A 23,764-nucleotide genomic window follows, 5' to 3' on the forward strand; every position below is an offset into this window, starting at 1 on the left:
CATGATCCCCGCTTCAGGAGTCCGAATGACCTTCGCCCGCCTCCAGATTTACCTCGCCGTCGTAGCCGTGCTGTTTGCAGCCCCGGTTGCCGCCCAACAGCAGAAGGAAGAGGCTGCTGCGCCCGAACGCGGGCAGAGCGCCGGAATCTTCAGTCTCCTGCCTGCCGATTCCATTACGGACCATGTGCTGGGCACAGCCTCCGGCGAGATTGGCTACACCGCGACAGCGGGCACGCTAAATCTCTTCGGTCAGGACGGTGATCCGACCGCGAAGATCTTCTACACCGCCTATGTCGGCAAGGATCGCAAGCCCGGACGGCCGATCACCTTCGCCTTCAACGGCGGGCCAGGAGCGGCCTCGGCATTTCTCCATTTGGGGCTGGTCGGTCCGAAAGTTCTGGAGTTCGGGCCTACGGGTGACGACGGGACGACACCGACACTGAAGGATAATCCTGACAGCTGGCTCCGTTTCACGGATCTCGTGCTGATCGATCCGGTAGGAACCGGCTGGAGCCGAGCTGCGAACAACGATATCGCCGGCAAATTCTACGGGATCGATCAGGATGCCGACAGCCTCGCCAAGGCCATCGCGCTCTACGTCCAGAAGAACGACAGGATCGCCTCTCCGAAGTACCTGCTGGGAGAAAGCTACGGCGGGTTTCGCGCCGCCAAGGTCGCGACTGCGCTCAAGGACAATCAGGGCATTCTGGCATCCGGCATCATCATGCTGTCGCCCCTAATCGAAGGAAGGTTCCTGTTCGGCGCTGATGACGATCCGCTGAGTGCTGCACTACGGCTGCCAACACTTGCGGCGGCAGAGCTTGAACGCCGGGCCGCATTCACGCCGCAGTCGATTTCCGATGCGGAACAATTCGCCATGAACGAATATCTGGTGAGGCTTGCCGGCCCTGCACCCTCCCGCGAAGAGGGCGAAGCGTTCTACAGCCGTGTCGCAAGCCTGACGGGAATTCCCGTCGATGTTGTCACGAAGACGCGCGGCTTCGTGGGAGACGTCTATGCCAAACAGTCCGTTCGGGGCGAGCATGTCGTCAGTCAGTACGATGCGTCCTACAGCCGGCCGGACCCCTATCCCGAGTCCGCTTATTCCCGCAACGACGATGCCATCCTGGACGGATACACCCGGGCCTATGGCGGAGCATTCGCAGCCTATGCCGCAAGTGACCTCGGCTATGCCAGCGAGATGACCTACACCTTGCTGAACGAGGACGTGAACCGCCGATGGGAATGGAACAGCGGCCATGGCGGCTCGCGTCAAAGCGCCAGCGCCTCCACCGACATCCGGGACCTGCTTTCGGTGATCCCTACGTTTCGCCTGATGGTCGTACACGGATACAGCGACCCGATCACACCCTATGGAATGAGCCGGTATGTGCTCGATCACCTGCCTCCGGCGCTGGCCGAAGACCGGACAGCGCTAAAGCTCTACCGCGGTGGTCACATGTTCTACAGCGACCCTGCATCACGCAGGGCATTCGCTGAAGACGCTGCCGCGTTCTACGAGGACGCCGTCACCGAGTGATCGATCGGCAGCGCGCGCCCTGGCGATGAACGGATCTTTCAGACCCGTTCAAGCGCCACTGCGATGCCCTGACCGACACCGATGCACATGGTCGCCAAGGCCCGCTTCGCCTGTCGAACGGAAAGCTCCAGTGCGGCCGTGCCGGTGATACGTGCACCGGACATGCCGAGCGGATGACCGAGGGCAATCGCGCCACCATTGGGATTGACGTGCTCCGCGTCCTCCGCGATCCCCAGCTCGCGCAAAACGGCAATCCCTTGCGACGCGAACGCCTCATTGAGTTCGATAATATCGAAGTCCTTGGGCGACAGCCCGAGGCGCGCGCAGAGCTTCTGTGTCGCCGGCGCCGGACCGATGCCCATGACGCGGGGAGGAACGCCCGCGGCGGCCCCACCCAGAACACGGGCCATGGGCGTCAATCCGTATTTTTTCACGGCCGCCTCCGAAGCGATGATCAGGGCCGCTGCGCCGTCGTTGACGCCGGAGGCATTGCCCGCCGTGACGGTACCCCCCTCCTTCTTGAAGGGTGTGCCGAGCTTGGCAAGTGCTTCGATCGTCGTTGCGCGAGGATGTTCATCATGAGCAACGATGATTGCATCACCTTTGCGCTGGGGAATCGTCACCGGAACGATCTCCTGCGCCAGCCGCCCATTTGCCTGCGCGGCTGACGCCTTGTTTTGTGAGCGCAGCGCAAAGGCATCCTGATCCTGACGGGAAACCTTGTAATCCTCGGCAACATTCTCGCCGGTTTCCGGCATGGAATCGACGCCATATTGCTTCTTCATCAGCGGGTTGATGAAGCGCCAGCCAATCGTCGTGTCGTAGATCTCGGCATTGCGCGAGAAGGCCGTTTCGGCCTTGGGCATGACGAAGGGCGCACGGCTCATGCTCTCGACACCGCCCGCGATCATCAGTTCCGCTTCACCCGCCTTGATGGCGCGGGCAGCTGCGATGACCGCATCCATGCCGGATCCGCAGAGCCTGTTGATGGTGGTGCCGGTGACCGATGCAGGCAACCCGGCCAGCAGGAGCGACATCCGTGCTACGTTGCGATTGTCTTCGCCGGCCTGATTGGCGCAGCCGAAGATCACATCGTCCACCGCCTCCCAATCGATAGCGGCATTCCGCTCCATGAGCGCCTTCAGGGGAACGGCGCCGAGATCGTCGGCCCGGACGGAGGAGAGTGCACCCCCGAAACGGCCGATAGGAGTGCGGATATAGTCGCAGATATAGGCTTCAGTCATCGATCTCTCTCACAGTTCCGGAACGACGAGATCGCCAACCGGGCCATCGACATGCAGGCGAGCACCAGTCATTGCCTGCAATTCCTCCAGCGACATATCGGCAAGCTTTTCGCGCAGTACGAAATGCCCTTCGACAATGTCGACCACCGCATGGCTGGTATAGACACGCGTGATGCATCCAACACCGGTCAGCGGAAAACTACAAGCTTCAACTAATTTCGGTTCACCGTTCTTCGTTACGTGCTCAGTGATAACGCAGACCTGTTTGGCACCATGCACCAGATCCATGGCACCTCCGACAGCCGGCACGCCCTTGGCGCCCACCCGCCAATTCGCGAGGTCACCGCTCTGCGCAACCTGGTAGGCACCGAGGATAGCCACGTCGAGATGACCGCCACGAACCATCGCAAAACTGTCTGCGTGGTGGAAGAACGATGCGCCGGGGTTCAACGTCACCGCTTTCTTACCGGCGTTGATCAGGTCCCAGTCCTCCTCGCCTTCCGGCGGAGCCTTGCCGAAGTTCAGGATGCCGTTTTCAGTGTGGAAGATCGCCTGACGTCCCGCAGGTTGATAGCGGGCAACCATTTCCGGAAAACCTATACCGAGGTTCACATAGGCGCCGTCAGTTATGTCCTGTGCCGCGCGCCAGGCAATCTGTGCATTGGAAAGCTTGATGTCTTCGCGCGTATTGATGGGGCGGGTGTCGATGGTCATACGTAAGCCACTCCAGCTCTAATAAGCTCTTCTTCCTGGCTCGGGTTCGCCACCTCGACGACCCGGTCGACGAAGATCCCCGGCGTCACGACATGCTCGGGGTTGATCTCGCCGGCTGGGACGATCATCGAGACCTGGGCGATGGTCTTTGCCGCCGCCATGCACATCAGCGGATTAAAGTTCCGACCCGCCTTGGTATAGGTGAGGTTGCCGTGAGTGTCGCCAGCCTGCGCCTTGACGATGGCGAAATCCGCTTTCAGCCATCGTTCCTGAACGAAATGCCTGCCCTCGAACTCGGCAACAGGTTTTCCTTCGGCCAGTTCTGTGCCGTAGGCGGTTGGCGTATAGAAGGCGGGGATGCCGGCGCCACCAGCACGAATGCGCTCAGCCAACGTCCCTTGCGGCACCAGTTCCAGTTCGATTTCCCCGGCCAGATATCTGTCGGTGAAGGCTCGCGGATCCGATGAACGTGGAAACGAGCAGATCATTTTCCTGACCATGCCGGCGTCGATCATCGCTGCGATCCCGATCCGTCCATTGCCGGCATTATTGTTGATCACGGTGAGGTTCTTCGGCCCTTTGTCGATCAAGGCATGGATGAGCTCGATCGGAGCCCCCGAACCACCGAAGCCGCCGATCATGACTGTAGCGCCATCTCCAATCTCGGAGACGGCGGCTGCCGTGCTCGCTATTGTCTTGTCCATACGGAATTTCTCCCTTCACCAGACGCGGCAAACAGCCTTCCGTCGTCTCTCAGGCAGTAGTCATAGATCGTGCGTCATCCATTCGGCAATGCAGATGTGCGATATTTGACATTTGTTCATATATCGCACATTATCGCATGAGGAGATTTTGATGCGCGATACGGACTTCATCGGCGGCTTCGCCAAAGGCTTGAGGGTCATCGAAGCCTTCGGCGAAGCAACGCCACGGCTTGCGATCGCTGACGTCGCAAGAACCACTGGGCTGGACCGGGCGACTGCCAGACGCTGCCTGCTGACGCTATCGGAACTCGGATATGCGGAATATGATGGAAAATTCTTCGCCCTGACGCCCAAAATCCTGCGGCTCGGCCATGCCTATCTCTCTGCCACCCCTCTCCCCAAAATCGTGCAACCCTTCCTGGACCGTCTGTCCGAAGAGGTCGGCCAGAGTGCCTCGGCAAGCGTTCTGGACGGGACGGAGGTCGTCTACATCGCCCGCGCTTCGCACCGACGGGTGATGTCGATAAACCTGATGCCGGGAAGCCGCTTGCCGGCCTATTGCGCCTCGATGGGGCGCATACTGCTTGCGGCTCTCCCCGAGGAGGAGGCGCGCCAGATTTTGGAGCGAACCGCGATCAGGGCCTTCACGCCCTTTACCCGCACGGACCCTGACGAGCTTTTGGGCGAGCTGGCACGGGTTCGGGCCCAAGGCTATGCTGTCATAGACCAGGAACTGGAGCTCGGTCTCTGCTCGATCGCGGTTCCGCTCATCGGCGAGCGTGGCCGCATCGTTGCAGCGCTCAATGTGGGCGCATCGGCCGCGCAAATTCCGGCAGGCGAGCTGGCCAAGCGGTTTTTGCCCGCCTTGCAGACGATAGCGCAGGACCTTCGACTACTACGGTGACAAATGGCAATGGGAGTGAGGCCGTTCGCCCCCGCCTGATAACGGAGACGAGACTTCGCAGACCGGCGATGGCAGTGTAATCACAGTTTGGTGAGCGGCCGTGAGTTGCTTTGGCGCCATACCTCCGGCTATCAGCAGTAACAATCCTCGTCTTGAAAACCTCACGGCTCGACTCACTCCTGCGAGCGGTTGGCTTACGCTTGCCGCGCCTACCAGCATTCTGGAACTCTGCCTTGATGAAATTCACCCGCCGAAGCCTCCTGATCGCAACTCCTTTGCTAATGACGGGGTGTGCCACCTCAACTCCCCGAACCACTGCGGTGAAACCGGTGATCTCGAGCGAGTATCTCGCCATGTATTCGGCAGTGGAGGGTGAGCCTTACCCGGTCGGGGCAGCAGATCTCAAGCGTGTTGATCCCGCGTTCTATCGTCGCGAGGTCGCCTACCCCACAGTCGAGCCGACGGGCACGATCGTGGTCGATACGAAGGCTCGCTATATCTATCTCGTGGGTGAGAACGGACGGGCACTACGCTACGGCATCGGCGTCGGCAAGGCAGGCTTGGAGTTCGCCGGCAACGCGGTCGTTCAGTACAAGCGGGAATGGCCGCGCTGGACGCCCACGCAGGATATGATTGCCCGTGAACCGGAACGCTATGGTCCATTGGCTTCAGGCATGGAACCGGGCGTTCTCAATCCTCTTGGACCACGCGCCCTTTATCTGTTCAAGGATGGCAGGGATACGCTCTACCGCATCCACGGCACGACGGAAGACTGGACTATCGGCAAGGCGGTCTCCAGTGGCTGCATTCGCCTGCTCAACCAGGATATCATCGATCTTTACCGACGGGTCCCCAATGGAAGCCGCGTCGTTGTCCTGCAGGACAATTCTCCGGTCGTTCAACCCTCTCAACTGGCCGTCTGATGAGAAGAAGCGGCTTATGCCGTTCCTTTCGGGATTAGTGCAGCCCACCGACACCAAGCAGCCGATCGACCGTTTCATGGTCCGCAGCAAGTTCTGCGGGCGTGCCGGACCACGCGATGCGGCCACGTTCCATGATCAAGACATTGTCCGCAAAATCGAGGGCGCTTTGAATGCGCTGCTCGACCAGAAGGATCGTCATGTCGCCGGACTGGGCCAGCCGCGAAAAAGCCGCCATCAGCTCCTCGCAGATGACAGGCGCCAGGCCTTCAAGCGGTTCATCAAGAAGAAGCACGCTCGGCTGCCCGAGAATGCTTCGTGCCGTCGAGAGCATTTGCTGCTCACCGCCAGAAAGCTGGCTGCCGAGATTGCGCCACCGCTCCTTTAGTCGGGGAAACATGTCGTAGGCTTCCTCGACATCACTCCTCGGGCGGCCCTTCAGGCCGACGAAGAGGTTCTCCTCGACTGTCAGCGTTGGAAACACGTCACGGGTCTGTGGAACGTAGCCAAGACCAAGCCGCGCCCGCGCTGCACTCGGCTCGCGTGAAATCTCACGATCACCGAGACGGATCTCCCCGCCATAGCGCCGCGTTTGACCGGCCAGCGTGGCAAAGAGGCTGGTCTTGCCCATGCCGTTGCGGCCAAGCACAGCCAGACGGGCACCGGCAGGCACGGAAAACGACACGTCCTCGATCACCCTTGTCGGCCCATAACCTGCCGACAAACCGTTGATCTCAAGCGGCGCTGCTGGCATTGGCATAGCTCCCCAGGTAGGCTTCCCGCACGCGGGCATCTTGAGTGACGTCCTGCGGCGAGCCGTCGAAGATCACCGTTCCCGCAGCCAGCACGATGACGCGTTTGGCAAAGCGGAAGACCAGATCCATATCGTGCTCGATCATCATCACCGCGAGATCTGCAGGTAGCTTGTCGAGCGCATGCTCGATGCGCGCCGTCTCGCTTTGCGGCACACCGGCTGCGGGCTCGTCGAGCAGCAGGACCTTGGGGCGGAGCGCCATCGCCAATGCGATCTCCAGAAGCCGCTGCTGCCCATAGGCGATTTCACGCACCTTGAACTGCGACAGCTCCAGAAGCCCAAGCAGGTGGAGGATTTCGCGGGCCTCGTCCATGACCGTCGGCATTGATCGAAATTGGCCGATCATTCGCCCGGAACGCCCCTCTCGCTGCAAGACGGCGAGGGCTACATGCTCTTCCGGCGTCATGTCATAAAAGAGACGCGTCACCTGAAAAGACCGCACCAGACCGAGCCGAACCCGCTGCATGGCGCTCGATCGCGTGACATCCTGCCCGGCCAGGTGAACACTGCCGGAATTCGGAGCGAGGTTACCGGTAACGAGATTGACGAACGTCGTCTTGCCGGCTCCGTTCGGTCCAATCAGTGCCAGTCGGTCACCCGGCACCAGCGACAGCGACACATTGTCGGTGACGGACAGCCCTCCGAAATTTTTCTGGAGGTTCTTGACCTCGAACAGCGGACCGTCGTTCATCGGCGCTCTCCTCCTATACGGCCGAGCAGATGCGCCGCCGTGCCATAGAGCCCCTTCGGTGCAAAAAGCACGACGGCGATCAGCAACGCGCCGACCATTGTAAGCCAATGGAAGGGATTGGCGGCGGACACGACATCCTCGAACCACAGAAAGGTGACGGTGCCGACAAGGGCGCCGTAAAGGCTGCCCGTTCCACCCAGAACAAGCATGACCAGCGCTTCCGCCGATAGTGTAAACGACAGACTGTCGAGGCCCACAACCTGCGTCGAGATTGCGTTCAATGCACCGCCGATACCCGCGACGACGCCGGAGATCACGTACATCCGGATCAGCACAGATTTGACCGAGGCACCCATGGCCGAGATCCGAAGCGGATCCTCACGAACGCCACGCGCCAGCATGCCGAATGGCGAACGTACCAGAACCTGCAGGAGGATGACGACAACAACGAGCAGGAAGAGCCCGTAGACATAGGCAGTCCGCCCCCACAGATCGAACTCGAACAAGCCTAGCAAGGCATCCGGCGCAATGCCGGACAAACCATCGCTGCCGCCTGTCCAGGACGAGGCCTTGTTGGCAGCCTCGTGAAAGAGATGGATGACCGCGATAGATAGGACGAGCTGCGGCAAACCATGGGCGCGCAGGATGATGAGACCCGAAACCAGACCTGCAAGGGCACCGGCGAGCGCACCGATCAGCGTCATCAGCACAGGATCTGTAATCCCGTAATGCGCGGCGGCGATGCCGGCAGCATAGGCGCCGGCACCGAACAGCGCCGCATGCCCAAGCGTTGCAACACCGCAATAGCCGGTGACGAGATCGATCGACAACACCAGCAGGGCGATCGCGATAATTCGGGTCAGAAGCGCGAGATTGTTCGGAAACAGGAAGTAACCGATCACACCGACGATGATGATCGCGGCAATGCCGATCAAGCTGCCGGTGATAGTCCTGCGCCGCGTTTTGTCCGCAGTCATCGGGTCATGCATGGTAACCGCCATTATTTGAACCGCCCCGCCAGACCGCGTGGAAAGAGGATCACGATCACGATTACCGCGAGGTAGAAGAAGAATTCGCCGTATTCCGGAGCCAGATACCGGCCAGTCGTATCGATTGCTCCAAGTAGCAGACACGCCATCAATGCGCCCGGGATGGAACCCGCGCCGCCGACCGAGACGACCACAAGGAAGGTTACCATGTAGCGGAGCGCATAGTAGGGCTCTACGGGGAGCAGCTCTGCACCCACGACGCCGCCAAACGCGGCAAGCCCAATCGCTACGGCGAAGCTGACGGCATAGATGATCTCGGTCCGCACACCAAGCGCGGCCGCCATTGCAGCATTATCGACCGCAGCCCTCAGCTTGATGCCAAAGGCCGTGCGTTCGATGAGAACCCACAGAGCGGCGGCAACCACCAGACCACAGACGATGGCGAACAGTCTGTGGGTCGCAATGGACCGGAAGCCGAGATCAACAGACCCCCGCAGCGCCTCCGGCAATGGAATGGTCTTCAACGTCGGTCCGAAGGCGAAGTTGGCGATACCGATGATGCAGAAAGTGATGCCGATCGTCATCAGAACCTGGGTGAGTTCCGGAGCACCATAGATGCGCCGGTACAGGAAGCGCTCGACCGGTATCGCGATCAACACCGTACCGACGACGGCAAGAAGAACCGCGACAGCATATCCGAGACCGAGGTCGCGCGCCGCGTAGGAAGCTATGTATCCGCCGATCATTGCAAAGGCGCCGTGCGCGAGATTGACGACGCGCATCAGGCCCATGGTGACTGAGAGGCCTATCGAGATGACGAACAGCACCATCCCGTAGGCCAGTGCGTCGACGGCTATGGAGAACACAGTCTGCATCGGTGCCCCATTCTTCCTTATATAAAGACAGGCGCGGGATCACGTTCCGGTCCCGCGCCTGTCGATGGATCAATCAGAGTTACTTGGCAGCTGCGAGGCCTGGGTCACCCTGGTTCTCGAACGTCTGAATTTCCTTGTTGTAGTATGTGCCGTCATCCGCCTTGGCGACCTCGCGCAGGTAGATATTCTGCGTAATGTGACGGCTTTCAGGATCGATCGTCACCGGTCCCCGCGGGCTCGTCCAGGACAGACCCTTGACCGCCTCGACCGCCTTCGCGGCATCCTGCTCACCACCGGTCGCCTCGATCATCTTTGATATGACATACATACCATCGAATGCTCCGACAGACGGGAACGACAATTCCGCCGGATTGCCGATCGCTTTCTGTGCAGCTTCGACGAAGCTCTTGTTTTCCGGGGAGTCATGCGAGACGGCGTAGTGGAAGGTCGTCTGCACACCCAAGGCAGCATCACCTAGAGCCGGCAGATCGGATTCCTGCGTCAGATCGCCCGGAGCAAACAGCTTGATACCGCCGTCCTTGAGACCGTTCTCGTTGAACGCCTTGACGAAACCCAACGTGGTCGGGCCTGACGGCAGGAAGGCAAACACGCCCTCGGCGCCGGAATCCTTCACGCGCTGCATGATGGGTGAAAAGTCATTCGTGGACAGCGGCATGCGGATAGCCTCGACAACCTGTCCGCCTACCTTCTCGAAGGCTGCCTTGAATGCATTTTCGGCATCCACACCTGGACCGTAGTCACTGACCAGCGAGATCACCTTGGTGACACCGGCATCCTTGGCTACCTTGGCGATGGGGGTCGATGTCTGCCAGGTGGTGAAGGACGTACGCACGACGTAAGGGCTCTTGGTGACGATCGCCGAGGTTGCGGCGTTCATCACCACCATCGGCACATTGCCCTGCTCAAGGATCGGCGTAGCCGCCATCGCATCCGGCGTGAAGTAGAAGCCGGCGAGATACTGGACGCCTTCCTTGACGACCAGCTCCTGCGCGAGAGCCTTGGACTGCGCCGGATCGGCCTGCGGTACGTCGCGATAGATTACTTCTATCGTATCGTCGCCTACGGTGTTGCCGTTGAGCGCAAAAAACGCGTCGATGCCTGCCTTGAAATTCTTGCCCTGAAGCGCAAAAGGCCCGGAGAACGGGCCGACGACGCCGACCTTGATCGTATCCGCGTAGGCTGCGCTTGAGAAAATGACGGCCGCAATAGTGGCGGTAACAAGCTTCTTCATGAGTTCCTCCCCTTGGCTGGCGGCCCGTTTACGGACTTCCTCTTACCAGCCGTTGATGGCTGCACATTGCCAGACCAAACGGTGATGTAAAATGAAATACGCATCACAAATCATAGCCCATCGGTTATGATTGCTAGCGCAATTATGGATGTGATGCACTAGGGCCAATCCATATTCAGATCTCGGCAGCGGCACGAGCCGGATTTTATGGGTGGCAAGGAAAAGCGACAGACATGGAGCCCAACTCCACGAAGGAGCTTCGACTGTGAGGTCTCGTTTCGGCGTGGCCACGACAAAAGGTTCAATGGACCTTTTGAGAGCCGAACGCCCGAAGGGCAGAGCTAAAAAATCTGCCGCGTCCTGGAGGGGTATGGGAAGCAATCGCTAATTTCCGCGCTCCAAAACCTGGAAGTCGATTGGTCTCAGGCCCACGGTTTGGACACAGGTTCAATATTTTTGCAGCGCCCTTGCAGACAGCGGCGCTTTTATTTCGCTCCCAACGAACGGATGTTGCCACCGAGCTCAAGCGCCAGCCGAAGGGCAGCGCCCGTGGCCGCGACCATCGGCGGCACAATTATCCACTCAAGGGTCCAGGCCGAACCTGAGCGTTCCTGTTCATGCACCATCGACAGATGCAGCCCCGACAGCTGCACAGCATTGAAGCGCGCCAGCGAAACCAGCACTTCCGCTGCGACAGGATTCTGTTTGTGAGCCATCGCCGATGATCCACCGCCACCCGCCAGCTCGATTTCCCCACCCAGCTGTGCGAGCAGCGCAACGTCCTGGCCAAATTTGCCAAGGCTCCCTGTCACCATAGACAACAGGCTCCCCAGATCGGCGATCCTGTCGCGCTGGCTCTGCCATTGAGGCTCGTCTGCAAGTTCAAGTTCGGTCGCGACAGCCAGCCGAATCGCCGGTCCTTTACCGGCAAGCTTGTCGAGCGTGCCAGCTGCACCTCCCAACTGGATTGCCAACCCCGAGGTTTGCAACTGCAGCAGCTTTTGGCGATAGCGATCGAGCGGTTCGCGCCAGGCACGAATACGGTCTTTCACATTGATCGGGATTGCAGCTTGCATCCGCGTACGCGCCATCAACGGGCGGTCGCCTAACTCGGCCTCAAGGCGCCTGAACGTTCTGTCCAGCTCATTCAATCGGGACAGGAAAAGATTGCAAACCTGCTTCAGTCGCAGCATCAGCGCTGTATCGATCACGTCTTGGCTGGTGGCACCCAGATGGACGTGCTTCCCTGCGTCCGCGCCAACGGCGTGCCGCAACTGCGTGACCAGCTCCGGCACCACCACGCCATCCCTTGCAGTACCGACACGCAAGGCCGCCATATCCGGCCGGAACGTCCGGCAAGCCTCAGCGATTCGCTCGGCAGACGCGACTGGAATAAGCCCCTCGGCCGCTTGCGCATTGGCAAGTGCCCGCTCGAAAGCGAGCATGGCAGAAATTTCGGCCTCAACGGCAAAATAGCCATTGGTTTCATCGTCCCCCAAGAGGCCGCCGAGATAAGGGTGATTGAAGGCGCAGATGTCCATGATGCTCGATCAGATGTCGAAGAAGATCGTTTCGTTCTCGCCCTGAAGGTAGATGTCGAATGTGACCGTGTCACCTTCGCGTTTTCCAATCAGCGTGGGAATGCGCATCTTGTGCTCGACACGGGCGAGGATCGGATCTTCGGCATTGGCCTGCTCTTCGTCGGAGAAGTACATGCGGGTGTTGAGACCGATGTTGATACCCCGTGCGACGATCCAGAAATTGACATGCGGTGCCATCAGCCTGCCGTCACGAAAAGGAGCGCGACCGGGCTTGACCGTTTCGAAGACGAATTCGCCGGTATCCATGTCACCCGGGCAACGGGCCCAGCCGAAGAAGTTGGTATCGGCCTTGCCGCGCGTTTCCGACGGACTGTTGTAGAACCCGTCGGCATCTGCCTGCCAGATTTCGACCAACGCATCCTTGAGCGGAGTACCGGCCCCATCGAAAACCCGGCCACGGATGGTAATCCGCTCGCCGCGCGTCTGATCGTTCACCATCGATCCGGAGCCGAGGTCAGCATCGAAGACACCGTGGATTCCGGTGAAATTCGGAGTACAGCCGATGTGGACGTAAGGGCCAGCAGTCTGCGATGCGGTTTCCTTCAGATAACCAAGCGGCTGAACCATGTCAGTTACCCTCCATGCGGTTCTCGAACAGCGTCGAGCGGCGACCGCGCAAAATGATGTCGAACTTGTAAGCCCCCATGTCGTGGGGAATGGTGGCGTTCATATCGAGCGGGGCGATGAGCCGCTCGATTGCGTCCTTGTCAGGAATCGTCTTCACGATCGGACAAATCCAGATCAGCGGATCGCCTTCAAAATACATCTGCGTTATCAGGCGCTGTGCAAAACCATGGCCGAACACTGAGAAGTGGATATGCGCCGGGCGCCAGTCGTTCACGCCATTGGGCCATGGATACGGCCCGGGCTTGATCGTCTTGAACCAGTAGAAACCGTTCTCATCGGTGATCGTGCGACCGACCCCGCCGAAATTCGGATCGAGCGGCGCAAGGTAGGTTTCCTTCTTGTGGCGATAGCGCCCACCGGCATTGGCCTGCCAGAACTCCACCAGCGCACCGGCGACGCCAATGCCACGTTCGTCCAACACACGACCATGCACCAGGATACGTTGGCCTATCGGCCCCTCGCCTGGCTTCGCGTAGTTGACGATCAGGTCGTTGTCGAATTCATTGATGATGCCGTGGCCGAAGACAGGCCCGGTGATCTCGCTCTTCGTGCCTTCCAGTGAAATCAGTGCACGTTGAGGTGAGCGCAACACGCTGGTCTTGTACCAGGGCGTATAAGCCGGCGGATGTACGTCGCGGTCACGCGCAAAGAACGGCGTCGTTTCAGGCGGTGCGTTTTTCATTTCTGTGTCCCCCCATTTTCATTGCCGGCCCCTTGCTCCGTGTCCATCTCTTCGAATGCCGCCTTGGCGATCTTGAAGGCCCGGTTCGCAGCCGGCACACCCGCATAGACTGCCACGTGCATCAGCGCTTCGCAGATGTCCTCTCGTGTCGCACCCGTCCTCGCGGTTGCCCGGACGTGCATCGCAACTTCCTCATCGTGGCCCAAAGCCGCCAGAAGCGCGATGGTTACCATCGACCGCTCGCGCTTGCTCCAGCCCTGACGAGACCAGAGCGTACCCCAAGCGCCTTCGGTGATGAACTGCTGGAAGGGGCGGTCGAATTCAGTTTCACGGTTCAAGGCCCGGTCAACATGAGCGTCCCCCAGAACCGAGCGACGCGTCTTCAGCCCCTGCTTGTAACGGTCCGAACCGGCGGAAGTCTCGGCCATGTCTCAATCCCTGATGTCGTTGGAAATAAAGCCCCGCAGGAGCGCGGCAAAGGCGGCCGGCGCTTCGACGCAGGGAATGTGGGCAGCGCCTTCGATCACTTCATATCGTGCGCCGGGAATAAGATCGGCCAGCGACCGCACCAGAGCGGGCGGTGTGGATCCATCTTCAGCGCCGACGATGCAAAGCACCGGCACGTTGATCTTGGCCACAATCTCCGTGAAATCCGCATCGCGAACGGCCGCACAGGTTCCGGCATAGCCCGCTACCGGCTGACGCACCAGCATATTGCAGTAGGCGCTATAGGCCGCATTGTCAGGCTGGCGAAACGGCTGTGTGAACCAGCGCTCCATGATCGCGTCAAGCAGGCTGGCAATTCCATCTGCCTCAACGGCCGCAATCCGCTTGTTCCACATCTCCGCCGTACCGATCTTGTGGGCGGTGTCGGAAAGAATGAGCGCCTGAACGAGGTCCGGCCGACGGGCGTAGAGCCCTTGCGCGATCATGCCGCCGACCGACAGGCCGCAGACAATCACCCTGGAGAATTCCAGATGGTCCAGAAGCCCGATCAGATCGGAAACGTGGTCATCGATACTGTACGGCGCGATGCCCAGGTCGGACAGCCCATGGCCGCGCTTGTCATAGGTAAGGATGGTGAAGTCGCCAGACAGTTTCGGCAATACATGGTGCCAGATGCGACTGTCGGTGCCGAGCGAGTTGACGAACACCAGAACCGGATTGGCCGGATCAACCGTCGTCACATCGTAGGTGATCGTCACATCATTGATTTGCACAAACTGCATCGCGCGCTCCTCCGCTGAGATTGATTGCAACAAATATTTGGTTAGGTAAAATGACTTTGAAGGCATTTCTATTAACCTGAGGGTTATGGCTCGTGATCGACTCCCGCGTAAAATTTCGTCATCTGCATACATTTCTGGAGGTTGCGCGGCAGAAGAGTGTCGTCAAGGCCGCCAGCATCCTGAATATCAGCCAGCCGGCGGTGACTAAGACCATTCGCGAACTGGAAGAGGCGCTGGGGGTGGCGGTATTTGAGCGGGATGGCCGCGGAATTCGCATAACGCGATATGGGGAAGTCTTTCTACGCCATGCGGGGGCATCACTTACAGCGTTGCGACAGGGGATCGATTCCGTTTCCCAGGAGATATTCGACGCCGCAGTGCCCGTGAGGGTAGGGGCGCTGCCGACTGTTTCAACCCGCGTCATGCCACGCGCAATGTCATTGTTTCTCCCCGAGAAGACCGGCAGCCGCATCAAGATCGTTACGGGCGAGAACGCCGTTCTTCTGGAGCAGTTGCGCGTCGGGGATCTCGACCTCGTCGTCGGACGCCTGGCGGCACCGGAGAAAATGACCGGCCTGTCCTTCGAGCACCTCTATTCAGAGCGGGTGGTCTTTGCGGTTAGAGCCGGACATCCCTTGCTCGATGGCCGACAATCCGTGTTCGAGGGTATCGCCAGTTACCCGATCCTGATGCCGACACGCGGCTCGATCATCCGGCCGTTTGTCGAGCAGCTGTTGATCGCCAACGGCGTCGCCAATCTGCCAACCCAGGTGGAGACGGTTTCCCATGCGTTCGGACGGGCCTTCGTGCGCTCGAGCGATGCCGTCTGGATCATTTCAGAAGGCGTGGTGGCCGGCGATATCGCCGAGGGACTGCTGGCTGTGCTTCCAGTCGACACCAGCGAGACAAAAGGCCCCGTCGGACTGACGCTGAGAGCCGATGTCACGCCATCCGCACCCCAGGCAATCCTCATGCAGACAATTCGGCAAGCCGCCAACGAAATATTCCCAAAGCGCTAGAATGACCCTGCAATCTGCGACCGCGTCACGCCACCTGCGGTGTCATCAAGATAGACTGACGCCGCAGCAGCATCCCATAGAGGTCGCGCGGTTCGTCCGGATCGGCCAACAGGTCCAGTTCCGCGAAATGCTTCGTGCCCTGGAGCTTGTCATAGACGTAGCGTAACGCAGAGAAGTCTTCCGTCGCAAAGCCGACACTGTCGAAAAGCGTGATTTGACGGGTATCGGCCCTGCCATCCGACAGACCGGCGATGACACGCCACATCTCCGTGACCGGGTGGTTCGCGTCGAGTTGCTGGATTTCCCCTTCGATGCGGGTCTGCGGCGGATATTCCACGAAAATGCCGGAGCGCAGCAGGATATCGCGGTGCAATTCCGTCTTGCCAGGGCAATCGCCACCAACCGCATTGATGTGGACCCCCGGCCCAATCATGTTGTCAGTGAGGATGGTGGCATTCTGCTTGTCGGCCGTTGCCGTTGTGATGATGTCTGCCCCCTCGACCGCTTCTTCGGCGGTCCGACACGCGGTGATGGTCATACCCAGCCCTGCAAGGTTACTCCTGCATCGCTCTGTGGCTGACGGATCGATGTCGAAAAGGCGGAGGTTATCGACGCCCAGCAGCGCGTGGAAGGCGCGAGCCTGGAATTCGCTTTGCGCACCGTTGCCGATCAGCGCCATGGTCCGGGCATTGGCTGGAGCGAGATAGCGAGCGGCCACGGCAGACGTTGCTGCCGTTCTCAGTGCAGTGAGGATCGTCATTTCCGACAACAACAACGGGTAACCGTTGTCGACATCGGCGAGCACCCCAAATGCGGTGACGGTCTGCCTGCCTGACCGGGTATTTTTCGGATGGCCGTTGACATACTTGAAGCCATAGAGCCGCCCATCACTCGTTGGCATCAATTCGATAACGCCCTCGGCCGAGTGAGAGGCGACGCGTGGGGTTTTGTCGAAGTGCTCCCAGCGGCGGAAATCCTCCTCAAGATACTCCGAAAGCTCGACCAGGAACGTATCTATGCCGATTTCGAGCACGAGATCCATCATGTGCTCGACACTGACGAAGGGTACGAGGTTCAGGCTTTTCGACATCAGTAGCTCCTGGTCGGTCGGTCGAGGACTTTGCGGCCCATCAGGCTGGCCGTCAGATCGACGAGCAGCGTCGCAGTACGGCCACGCTCATCGAGGAAGGGGTTTAGCTCCACCAGATCAAGGCTTGAGACCAGGCCACTGTCGTGCAGCATTTCCATCACCAGATGGGCCTCGCGGAAGCTCGCCCCACCCGGCACCGTTGTGCCAACTGCGGGCGCAACCGTCGGATCCAGAAAGTCGACGTCGAGGCTGACATGCAGCAAACCACCAGCCTCAGCCACGCGATCGAGAAAGGTCCGCAGCAGGACTGCAATGCCATGCTCATCAATCGTGCGCATGTCGTGAACAGTAATTTCCGTGGCGTTGAGAGCAGCCCGCTCCGCCGGGTCGACGCTTCGGATACCGATCATGCAGACATTCGAGGTCGCGACCGCTACCGCCAGCGGAGGAAAATAGCCGTCAAAACCGTTGCCGCCGGTAAAATAGGCGACCGGCACGCCATGGAGATTGCCGCTCTCCGTCGTGTCCAGAGAATGCAGGTCGGTATGAGCGTCCAGCCAGAGAACGAAAAGTGGGCGGCCTATCTCGGCAGCTCGTCGTGCCATCCCTGACACGGTTCCCGCAGATAGCGAGTGATCGCCACCCAGGAAGATGGGCATCCCGTCGCCACTTTCCCGATAGGCGGCATCGGCGAGTATGCCTGTCCAGGCGGAAATCTTATCGAGATTCTGGATAACATCATTCGGATGAAGTTCCACCTTGCCCGTTGGGGCAGAGAGGTTGCCGAGGTCGCTCACTTCATGGCCTAGACCACTGAGAGCTGCCGCCAGACCTGCAACGCGCAACGCACTTGGGCCCATTTCACAACCGAGCTGAGACGCCCCTTCCTGGAGCGGAACCCCGATCAACTTGCAATGCATTTGAGTCTCCTTTCGCAATAGACACCATGGCCACCCGGCGGATCGAACAGCAAGAATTGCCGAATGATCGGATTGTTGTTATCAAAACGGCAGCGAAATTGGACGATTTGGCATGGATGCTCTCGACGAAAAGCTGATTACGCTGCTGCGCCACAATGCCAGGCGCAGTATTTCCGATATCGCCATCGACCTGGGCACCTCCCGGGCTACAGTGCGCGCCCGCATGGAAAAGCTGGAAAGAAACGGCAGCATCATCGGCTATACGGTGATCCTGCGTGCTGATGCGGTAGAGCTGCCTGTTCGCGGTATCATGATGATCGAGATCGAGGGGCGAGTGACAGATCGGGTCATCACTGCCCTCGGGGCATTTCCGGAAATCTCGTCCGTTCATACCACCAATGGTCGCTGGGATCTGATCGTCGAGCTTGGTGCCGCCACTCTAACCGATTTTGACGGTGTCCTGCGTCGTATACGCTTGATGCCCGGCATAACCGCCAGTGAAACCAACCTCCTGCTCGCCACGCCCAGAAGCACGAAAGCCCGGCTGTAGTGCCGGGCCCTTGGCGCCATTGAACTATAGATACCCACTACTAGGCGGCCGCCCTGCTCAACTCAGGAAACATCCGGCCCATGTCATCCAGGTTCTTGCAGACGACGTTTTCGGCACGCAGGGTGACTGCAATGTTGTCTGCAACATTGAGGGTTTCTTCGAAGCGGACGGGAATTGGCTCGCCGCTCTTCCTCAGCAGCAACGCCTCATGCCGGAAGCCATGCTTGAGCAGCCAGTCGCGTGGCGCCGTCAGGCTTAGAGCGACATGGATCGTCCCGTCGTCTTCCTTGCTGGCCTTCAGCTTATAGCTCACCGGCGAGCGATCGCCCTGGATGTCGATTTCACCCGGATAGCTGGTCTGCGTGAGATGTTCACTCATGCTTTCGTGCTCCTCCGTTACTGTCACGCAGGGACAACCCACCATATGCGGCTTTGTTCCAGCCCCGGCGAGCCACGGTTGACGGGCACCTTCGCAACGTGCTCGAAAGACTTTACGGAAGCGGGGGGTGCATCATGAACGATCGGGATCTGCTGGCGAGCCTGTTTAACGCTGCAGTTGCCGCGGCTGACCCGGTGGAGGGTATCCGCAGGCACCTCCCGACGCCACCAAAGAGCGGCAAAACCGTCGTCGTGGGGGCAGGCAAGGGTGCGGCGCAGATGGTTGCGGCACTTGAGGGCCTGTGGGAAGGACCTCTTTCCGGTCTTGTCGTGACGCGCTACGGCTACGGCTGCTCCACCCGGGTCATCGAAGTGATCGAGGCAGCACATCCAGTGCCCGACGCCGCTGGAATGGCGGGCTCCAGGCGATTGATTGAAGCGATCCACGGCCTGAGCGAAAACGATCTGGTGATCGCGCTGATCTGCGGCGGCGGCTCCGCACTCTTGCCGGCCCCCCCACCAGGCGCCACACTGGCCGACGAGATCGCATTGAACGAACAGCTGCTCGCTTCGGGAGCGCCGATTTCTGCCATGAACGTGGTGCGCAAGCATCTGTCTACGATCAAGGGCGGACGGCTGGCGGCGGCGACCAAGGCGCGGGTGGTGAGCATGATCGTGTCCGACATACCCGGAGACAATCCCGCCTTCGTCGCCTCCGGCCCCACCATAGCGGATGCCACGACGCGACATGACGCACTGGACATCGTGGCGCAATACCGGCTCGATTTGCCCGACACGTTGGTTGCCCATCTCAACTCACCGGCCGCCGACGCACCTCTTCCCGACGACCCGATCTTCGCACGCAACGAACAGCACATCATTGCATCGGCCGGCGTATCACTGGAGGCAGCAGCCGACATGGCGCGTCACCACGGGCTGACCCCTCACATTCTTTCAGATTCGATAGAAGGCGAAGCCCGCGAAGTCGCACTCATGCATGCTGCAATCGTCCGTGAAATGATCGCCCGCGACCGACCATTCCGCAGGCCAGGCATCCTGCTGTCCGGTGGGGAAACGACGGTCACCTTGCGCAGCAAGGGAGGGCGCGGAGGGCGCAACGGAGAATTTGCTCTCGCCCTCAGCCTGGCAATTGATGGCCAAAGCGCCACAGCACTTGCAGCCGATACTGACGGCATCGATGGATCTGAATCGAATGCCGGTGCATTTGTCGATGGCACTACGGCGCGACGCCTGCGGTCCGCCGGTTTGGACGGTCGCCGGCTGCTTTCGGAAAACGACAGTTTCACTGGCCTGGATAAAATTGGCGATCTCTTCGTCACCGGACCGACCGGCACCAACGTCAACGACTTCCGGGCAATTCTGGTGCGCTAATGTCGTCGCCAAACTTGAGACGCTCGGCACGGCGATAGTTTCCAGGTGTCAGTCCGGTGCGATGCCGAAAACAACGCGAGAAGTAGGCGGGATCGGAAAACCCGAGACTACCGGCGACCTGCTGAATGCTTGCCGGAGTGAAGACCAATGCCCGGCGGGCTTCATCGATGACTCGTGCCATGATCAGGTCATGCACCGTTGACCCTGTCACCTCGCGCACCAGGCGACTGAGATGGGTCGGCGAAAGACCAAGGAGGCGAGCGTATCCCTCCGCCGGCATCTGATCGCGGAAATGTCGGGCAATCAGCCCTTTCAATGCCTCGACGCGGTTTCGCTTTACGTCCCCATACGCGTTTTCCGTTACAGGACGGGCCGCGCGGCCCACCAGGAGGATGGCGGCGGTGAGATAGGCTTCCAACAGATCGTTGCGGCTGTTGCGCCGTTCGTCGAACTCCTCGGCGATCCGGCGGATCGTGGCGTCGAGATAGGCTTGGTCTTCGCCCTCGAGCGCTACCACTTGTGGCGCCCACAGACCGCCTCCCGTACTCTTTGATGAGCCAGCTGTTGCCCGCAACTGGTCGGCAACGACCGTAACCACGAAGCCCTCGACATCCTGCGAAAAGCGATATCCGTGACTAACGCGCGGAGGCATGATGACGACGCATGGAGGCACAAGCGCCGTCGCATTGCCCTTGAACAGGGCATCGCCCGATCCGGTTCGAATGTACAAGAGCTGGAAGAAATTCTCATGCCTATGAAGCCCGATTTCCCAGTGATGGGCACTGCTCCGGGCAGCGATCGTTTCACAATGCACCCAGAATTCCGGGCGCTCAGCCCGCTGCTCGCCGTAAAGGCCGTATGTTGGAACGGAAACAGCACCCATCGTCAGCCCTCGATCAATGTTCGTTTTGTCCCACAAGATGACGGAAAAGTCCATTTCAGCCGGCGTTCCCGCGAACTAGCATTTCTCAAGTGCGTTCGGGAGGATGATGGATGCGAACCAAGGTTGTTATTATTGGATCTGGCCCGTCAGGCCTGTTGCTGGGCCAATTGCTCACCAATGCCGGCATCGACAACGTCATTCTCGAGAGGGTGAGCAGAGACTATGTCCTTGGCCGAGTACGCGCCGGCGTGCTGGAGGAAGGCATGGTCAGCCTGATCGACCGTGCCGGGGCCGGCCAGCGGATGCATGCCGAGGGCTTACCGCATGACGGGATCTCACTCGCCTTCGACGGGCGCGATCACCGCATCGACCTGCACGGCCTCACGGACAAGCGGGTCCTCGTCTATGGCCAGACGGAAGTGACCCACGACCTGATGGACAAGCGCGACGCAAGCGGTGCACTCTCGATCTATGAGGCAGGCAGCGTAACCCCCCACGACTTCGCGAGCGATCATCCCTATGTGACCTATGAGAAGGACGGCCTTACGCTTCGTATCGATTGCGACTTCATCGCCGGTTGCGACGGCTACCATGGCATCAGCCGAAAATCGGTGCCGGAGACAGCCATTCAGACCTTCGAAAAAGTCTATCCTTTCGGTTGGCTTGGTATCCTTGCGGATGTTCCGCCCGTCAGTCACGAGTTGATATACGCCAATCACCCGCGCGGCTTCGCACTCTGCTCGATGCGCTCTCAAACGCGCAGCCGATACTATATCCAGTGCGCTCTGGACGAGCACATCGACGACTGGAGCGACGAGCGCTTTTACGACGAGTTGCGCCGCCGCCTGCCCGCCGAGCATGCCGAGGCCCTGATCACCGGGCCATCGTTCGAGAAGTCGATAGCACCACTCCGATCATTCGTTGCCGAGCCGATGCGTTTCGGCCGCCTGTTTCTCGTTGGTGATGCTGCACACATAGTTCCACCGACCGGGGCTAAAGGTCTCAATCTCGCGGCCAGCGACGTTCACTATCTCTTCGAAGGCCTGCTGGAATATTGCAATGAAGGGTCGGCGGCAGGTATCGATGCCTATTCCGGCCGCGCATTGAAGCGTATTTGGAAGGCAGAACGCTTCTCCTGGTCCATGACGATGCTGCTGCATCGTTTTCCCGACACGGGGGAATTCGGCCAGAAGATTCAGGAAGCGGAACTCGACTACCTGGTGCATTCCACCGCCGCATCCACGGCACTCGCGGAGAACTATGTCGGCCTTCCCTACTAGAGAGAATCAGGGGTCGGTATAGCCGATGGCACGAAGACGTATCTCCCGTCCGGCGGGATCCTGCGCAAATATGACTCCACCGTTGGCCTTTGAATTGCCCGGCACGTAATCGAAGGTTACCTCGGCGGTTTCTGCCGGGCGCCCCGCCTCCATGATCTCCGCTCGGACCACGACAGCCGCGGCTGTGGTGGTCCCTTGGTTGGAGATTTCAAATTCCACCCGGTGTCCTCCCTCAACCACCGTAATTGCGCGCACCTGCGAGCGAAAGCTTGGGGCCGTCACCTCTTGGACGAGGGCCTCCCCTGCAATCCATGCGACCATCCCCAGGATCAGGACCGCCGACACCGCCCCGGTCATCCATTCGATCCAATGCGGCTGCTGTGTTTCGGTATGACGGTTTTTCGAGGTGGTGGTCATGGAAACCCTAAAGGATAAGTCGCGCAGCGGCGGCGCCTATGGAAGCCGGAAAGCCCAGCACAATTGCGAATGTGAGAATTTGCCCGAAAGCCACGTCGTCCAGCCGGCCGAACGTCCACAAGACATAGAGGCTGATCGCGATGGCGACGACATATCCCGGCAACGTGAAACGGATAAAGGCGTGCCAGCCAGGCGTTTCTTTCGTCAGTTCATGCGTGCCACGAAAGGCGACCGCATAGACAAATCCATGCATCAGAACGATGGATAGGACGAGCAGCGCGATTGCATGCCAAGGCGTCATCTTGAACGCGATCAGGATGATCTCCTCGGTTGGTGCCACGTTCAGGCTGAGGAACAGCGCGCCAACCGCCATCATGAAGAGTTCGCGGCCATAGCCTGTGCTGACCTCGCTTCCTTTATTCTCCTCATCCTGCTGCTCGCTCTTATCCAACTCACCACCGAGTTGCGAACGCCCCAGGAGTGCGCCGATACTGGCTGGAACCGCCTGTATCGCGATCTTTCCGAGAACTTCCATCAACAGCATGTCCGGCCGGATACTGCCGAACAGGGTCAAAACCAGCGCGCTCATGACGAGTGCAATCCCATAGGCAATCGTGGCGTCCCGTATCGCCTCACGCCATGTGAACGTTTCTTCGAAACCAACCCGATGGGCGAGCAGGATGAGCAGAGGGATGTTGGCGATCAACAGAAGGAGCAGGCGGTACCGTTCGATGTAAAAACCAAGGAACCAGAGCTCCATCGTCATCAACATGGGAACGCCGAAGATCAGCGCTCCCGCCGCGCCACGGCCAAGCCCGATCAGAAATCGGCGCGCTTCATCGGGATCCCGCTCCCCTCTCGAAACGGTTCCTGCCACGGCCACATCCTCGTCCATAACGTTGATCTACCTTTAGTTAGCTTGGTCGCGAACCGCGTCAAGGGACCGACAATCCTTGAGCGAATGCCATGGCCCGATCCGTCGCCATAGGGATGTTGCGAGCTTTGCCACCGGGTGTTTTTGCTCTAGAACAATTCGAGGGTGCCGTGTC

The 23,764-nt window shown here is 59.7% G+C and carries 26 protein-coding genes; 7 read left to right on the forward strand and 19 right to left on the reverse strand.

The window, feature by feature from the left end:
- Nucleotides 1–25 precede the first annotated feature (25 nt).
- The gene (locus LH464_RS07925; protein ID WP_226785839.1) at nucleotides 26–1,540 is read left to right on the forward strand and encodes a S10 family peptidase; all 1,515 of its coding nucleotides are present in this window, start codon (nucleotides 26–28) and stop codon (nucleotides 1,538–1,540) included.
- A 38-nt stretch (nucleotides 1,541–1,578) separates the two neighbouring features.
- On the opposite strand, the gene pcaF is transcribed toward LH464_RS07925, so the two are convergent.
- Genes pcaF through LH464_RS07940 form a run of 3 tightly spaced genes read right to left on the reverse strand, consistent with a single transcriptional unit; the run spans nucleotide 1,579 to nucleotide 4,202 of the window.
- Nucleotides 1,579–2,784 carry a 3-oxoadipyl-CoA thiolase gene (gene pcaF, locus LH464_RS07930; RefSeq protein ID WP_226785840.1) on the reverse strand — a complete coding sequence of 402 codons (1,206 nt, stop codon included), beginning with the start codon at nucleotides 2,782–2,784 and terminating at the stop codon, nucleotides 1,579–1,581.
- A gap of 9 nt (nucleotides 2,785–2,793) precedes the next feature.
- Complete coding sequence (locus LH464_RS07935) at nucleotides 2,794–3,498, reverse strand: 3-oxoacid CoA-transferase subunit B (protein WP_226785841.1); 705 nt, start codon at nucleotides 3,496–3,498, stop codon at nucleotides 2,794–2,796.
- Nucleotides 3,495–4,202, reverse strand: coding sequence for a 3-oxoacid CoA-transferase subunit A (locus LH464_RS07940; protein ID WP_226785842.1), 708 nt, complete (start codon nucleotides 4,200–4,202; stop codon nucleotides 3,495–3,497). The genes LH464_RS07935 and LH464_RS07940 overlap by 4 nt, the downstream gene beginning before the upstream one ends.
- A 151-nt stretch (nucleotides 4,203–4,353) precedes the next feature.
- Between LH464_RS07940 and LH464_RS07945 the strand changes: the two genes are divergently transcribed.
- On the forward strand, nucleotides 4,354–5,106 hold the full coding sequence (locus LH464_RS07945) for an IclR family transcriptional regulator (RefSeq protein WP_226785843.1): 753 nt from the start codon (nucleotides 4,354–4,356) through the stop codon (nucleotides 5,104–5,106).
- A gap of 236 nt (nucleotides 5,107–5,342) precedes the next feature.
- Nucleotides 5,343–6,029: a L,D-transpeptidase gene (locus LH464_RS07950; protein ID WP_390624942.1), complete on the forward strand. Its 687-nt coding sequence runs from the start codon at nucleotides 5,343–5,345 to the stop codon at nucleotides 6,027–6,029.
- A 34-nt stretch (nucleotides 6,030–6,063) separates the two neighbouring features.
- On the opposite strand, the gene LH464_RS07955 is transcribed toward LH464_RS07950, so the two are convergent.
- The 10 genes from LH464_RS07955 to pcaD form a co-directional block, all read right to left on the reverse strand.
- Nucleotides 6,064–6,780 carry an ABC transporter ATP-binding protein gene (locus LH464_RS07955; protein ID WP_226785844.1) on the reverse strand — a complete coding sequence of 239 codons (717 nt, stop codon included), beginning with the start codon at nucleotides 6,778–6,780 and terminating at the stop codon, nucleotides 6,064–6,066.
- A complete protein-coding gene (locus LH464_RS07960) occupies nucleotides 6,761–7,531 on the reverse strand; it encodes an ABC transporter ATP-binding protein (RefSeq protein ID WP_226785845.1) in 771 nt (256 codons plus the stop codon). The genes LH464_RS07955 and LH464_RS07960 overlap by 20 nt, the downstream gene beginning before the upstream one ends.
- Nucleotides 7,528–8,532, reverse strand: a complete 1,005-nt coding sequence (locus LH464_RS07965; protein ID WP_390624943.1) for a branched-chain amino acid ABC transporter permease — start codon at nucleotides 8,530–8,532, stop codon at nucleotides 7,528–7,530. The genes LH464_RS07960 and LH464_RS07965 overlap by 4 nt, the downstream gene beginning before the upstream one ends.
- On the reverse strand, nucleotides 8,532–9,395 hold the full coding sequence (locus tag LH464_RS07970) for a branched-chain amino acid ABC transporter permease (protein WP_226785847.1): 864 nt from the start codon (nucleotides 9,393–9,395) through the stop codon (nucleotides 8,532–8,534). The genes LH464_RS07965 and LH464_RS07970 overlap by 1 nt, the downstream gene beginning before the upstream one ends.
- Nucleotides 9,396–9,474: 79 nt before the next feature.
- On the reverse strand, nucleotides 9,475–10,647 hold the full coding sequence (locus LH464_RS07975; protein WP_226785848.1) for an ABC transporter substrate-binding protein: 1,173 nt from the start codon (nucleotides 10,645–10,647) through the stop codon (nucleotides 9,475–9,477).
- A gap of 485 nt (nucleotides 10,648–11,132) precedes the next feature.
- Nucleotides 11,133–12,188 carry a 3-carboxy-cis,cis-muconate cycloisomerase gene (locus tag LH464_RS07980; protein WP_226785849.1) on the reverse strand — a complete coding sequence of 352 codons (1,056 nt, stop codon included), beginning with the start codon at nucleotides 12,186–12,188 and terminating at the stop codon, nucleotides 11,133–11,135.
- A gap of 9 nt (nucleotides 12,189–12,197) precedes the next feature.
- Nucleotides 12,198–12,815 carry a protocatechuate 3,4-dioxygenase subunit alpha gene (pcaG, locus tag LH464_RS07985; RefSeq protein ID WP_226785850.1) on the reverse strand — a complete coding sequence of 206 codons (618 nt, stop codon included), beginning with the start codon at nucleotides 12,813–12,815 and terminating at the stop codon, nucleotides 12,198–12,200.
- Nucleotide 12,816: 1 nt separating this feature from the next.
- Nucleotides 12,817–13,557: a protocatechuate 3,4-dioxygenase subunit beta gene (pcaH, locus tag LH464_RS07990; protein WP_226785851.1), complete on the reverse strand. Its 741-nt coding sequence runs from the start codon at nucleotides 13,555–13,557 to the stop codon at nucleotides 12,817–12,819.
- Nucleotides 13,554–13,985 (reverse strand): 4-carboxymuconolactone decarboxylase, encoded by a 432-nt coding sequence (gene pcaC / locus LH464_RS07995; protein ID WP_226785852.1) that lies wholly within the window; start codon nucleotides 13,983–13,985, stop codon nucleotides 13,554–13,556. The genes pcaH and pcaC overlap by 4 nt, the downstream gene beginning before the upstream one ends.
- Nucleotides 13,986–13,988: 3 nt before the next feature.
- Nucleotides 13,989–14,786: a 3-oxoadipate enol-lactonase gene (pcaD, locus tag LH464_RS08000; RefSeq protein WP_226785853.1), complete on the reverse strand. Its 798-nt coding sequence runs from the start codon at nucleotides 14,784–14,786 to the stop codon at nucleotides 13,989–13,991.
- Nucleotides 14,787–14,878: 92 nt separating this feature from the next.
- Between pcaD and pcaQ the strand changes: the two genes are divergently transcribed.
- Nucleotides 14,879–15,805: a pca operon transcription factor PcaQ gene (gene pcaQ / locus LH464_RS08005; protein WP_226785854.1), complete on the forward strand. Its 927-nt coding sequence runs from the start codon at nucleotides 14,879–14,881 to the stop codon at nucleotides 15,803–15,805.
- Nucleotides 15,806–15,830: 25 nt separating this feature from the next.
- Here pcaQ and LH464_RS08010 read toward each other — a convergent pair whose 3' ends face one another.
- Together LH464_RS08010 and rocF are read right to left on the reverse strand one after the other, a co-directional pair.
- Nucleotides 15,831–16,895: an ornithine cyclodeaminase gene (locus LH464_RS08010; protein ID WP_390624944.1), complete on the reverse strand. Its 1,065-nt coding sequence runs from the start codon at nucleotides 16,893–16,895 to the stop codon at nucleotides 15,831–15,833.
- Nucleotides 16,895–17,815 carry an arginase gene (gene rocF / locus LH464_RS08015; protein ID WP_226785855.1) on the reverse strand — a complete coding sequence of 307 codons (921 nt, stop codon included), beginning with the start codon at nucleotides 17,813–17,815 and terminating at the stop codon, nucleotides 16,895–16,897. The genes LH464_RS08010 and rocF overlap by 1 nt, the downstream gene beginning before the upstream one ends.
- A 112-nt stretch (nucleotides 17,816–17,927) precedes the next feature.
- Here rocF and LH464_RS08020 point away from each other — a divergent pair, with 112 nt between their 5' ends.
- Complete coding sequence (locus tag LH464_RS08020) at nucleotides 17,928–18,365, forward strand: Lrp/AsnC family transcriptional regulator (RefSeq protein WP_226785856.1); 438 nt, start codon at nucleotides 17,928–17,930, stop codon at nucleotides 18,363–18,365.
- Nucleotides 18,366–18,405: 40 nt separating this feature from the next.
- On the opposite strand, the gene LH464_RS08025 is transcribed toward LH464_RS08020, so the two are convergent.
- Nucleotides 18,406–18,744 (reverse strand): hypothetical protein, encoded by a 339-nt coding sequence (locus LH464_RS08025; RefSeq protein WP_226785857.1) that lies wholly within the window; start codon nucleotides 18,742–18,744, stop codon nucleotides 18,406–18,408.
- A gap of 134 nt (nucleotides 18,745–18,878) precedes the next feature.
- Between LH464_RS08025 and LH464_RS08030 the strand changes: the two genes are divergently transcribed.
- On the forward strand, nucleotides 18,879–20,135 hold the full coding sequence (locus LH464_RS08030; protein ID WP_226785858.1) for a glycerate kinase type-2 family protein: 1,257 nt from the start codon (nucleotides 18,879–18,881) through the stop codon (nucleotides 20,133–20,135).
- On the opposite strand, the gene LH464_RS08035 is transcribed toward LH464_RS08030, so the two are convergent.
- Nucleotides 20,104–21,018 carry a helix-turn-helix domain-containing protein gene (locus LH464_RS08035; RefSeq protein ID WP_226785859.1) on the reverse strand — a complete coding sequence of 305 codons (915 nt, stop codon included), beginning with the start codon at nucleotides 21,016–21,018 and terminating at the stop codon, nucleotides 20,104–20,106. The genes LH464_RS08030 and LH464_RS08035 overlap by 32 nt on opposite strands.
- 110 nt (nucleotides 21,019–21,128) lie before the next feature.
- Between LH464_RS08035 and pobA the strand changes: the two genes are divergently transcribed.
- Nucleotides 21,129–22,298: a 4-hydroxybenzoate 3-monooxygenase gene (gene pobA, locus LH464_RS08040; RefSeq protein WP_226785860.1), complete on the forward strand. Its 1,170-nt coding sequence runs from the start codon at nucleotides 21,129–21,131 to the stop codon at nucleotides 22,296–22,298.
- 6 nt (nucleotides 22,299–22,304) lie between these two features.
- Here the strand turns inward: pobA and LH464_RS08045 are convergent, their stop codons facing one another.
- Together LH464_RS08045 and LH464_RS08050 are read right to left on the reverse strand one after the other, a co-directional pair.
- Nucleotides 22,305–22,715: a TIGR02588 family protein gene (locus tag LH464_RS08045; protein ID WP_226785861.1), complete on the reverse strand. Its 411-nt coding sequence runs from the start codon at nucleotides 22,713–22,715 to the stop codon at nucleotides 22,305–22,307.
- Nucleotides 22,716–22,722: 7 nt separating this feature from the next.
- Complete coding sequence (locus LH464_RS08050; protein ID WP_226785862.1) at nucleotides 22,723–23,592, reverse strand: TIGR02587 family membrane protein; 870 nt, start codon at nucleotides 23,590–23,592, stop codon at nucleotides 22,723–22,725.
- Nucleotides 23,593–23,764 lie beyond the last annotated feature (172 nt).

It is taken from the genome of Pseudorhizobium xiangyangii, assembly GCF_020531965.1.
In the GTDB taxonomy this organism is placed as follows: Bacteria; Pseudomonadota; Alphaproteobacteria; order Rhizobiales; family Rhizobiaceae; genus Neorhizobium; species Neorhizobium xiangyangii.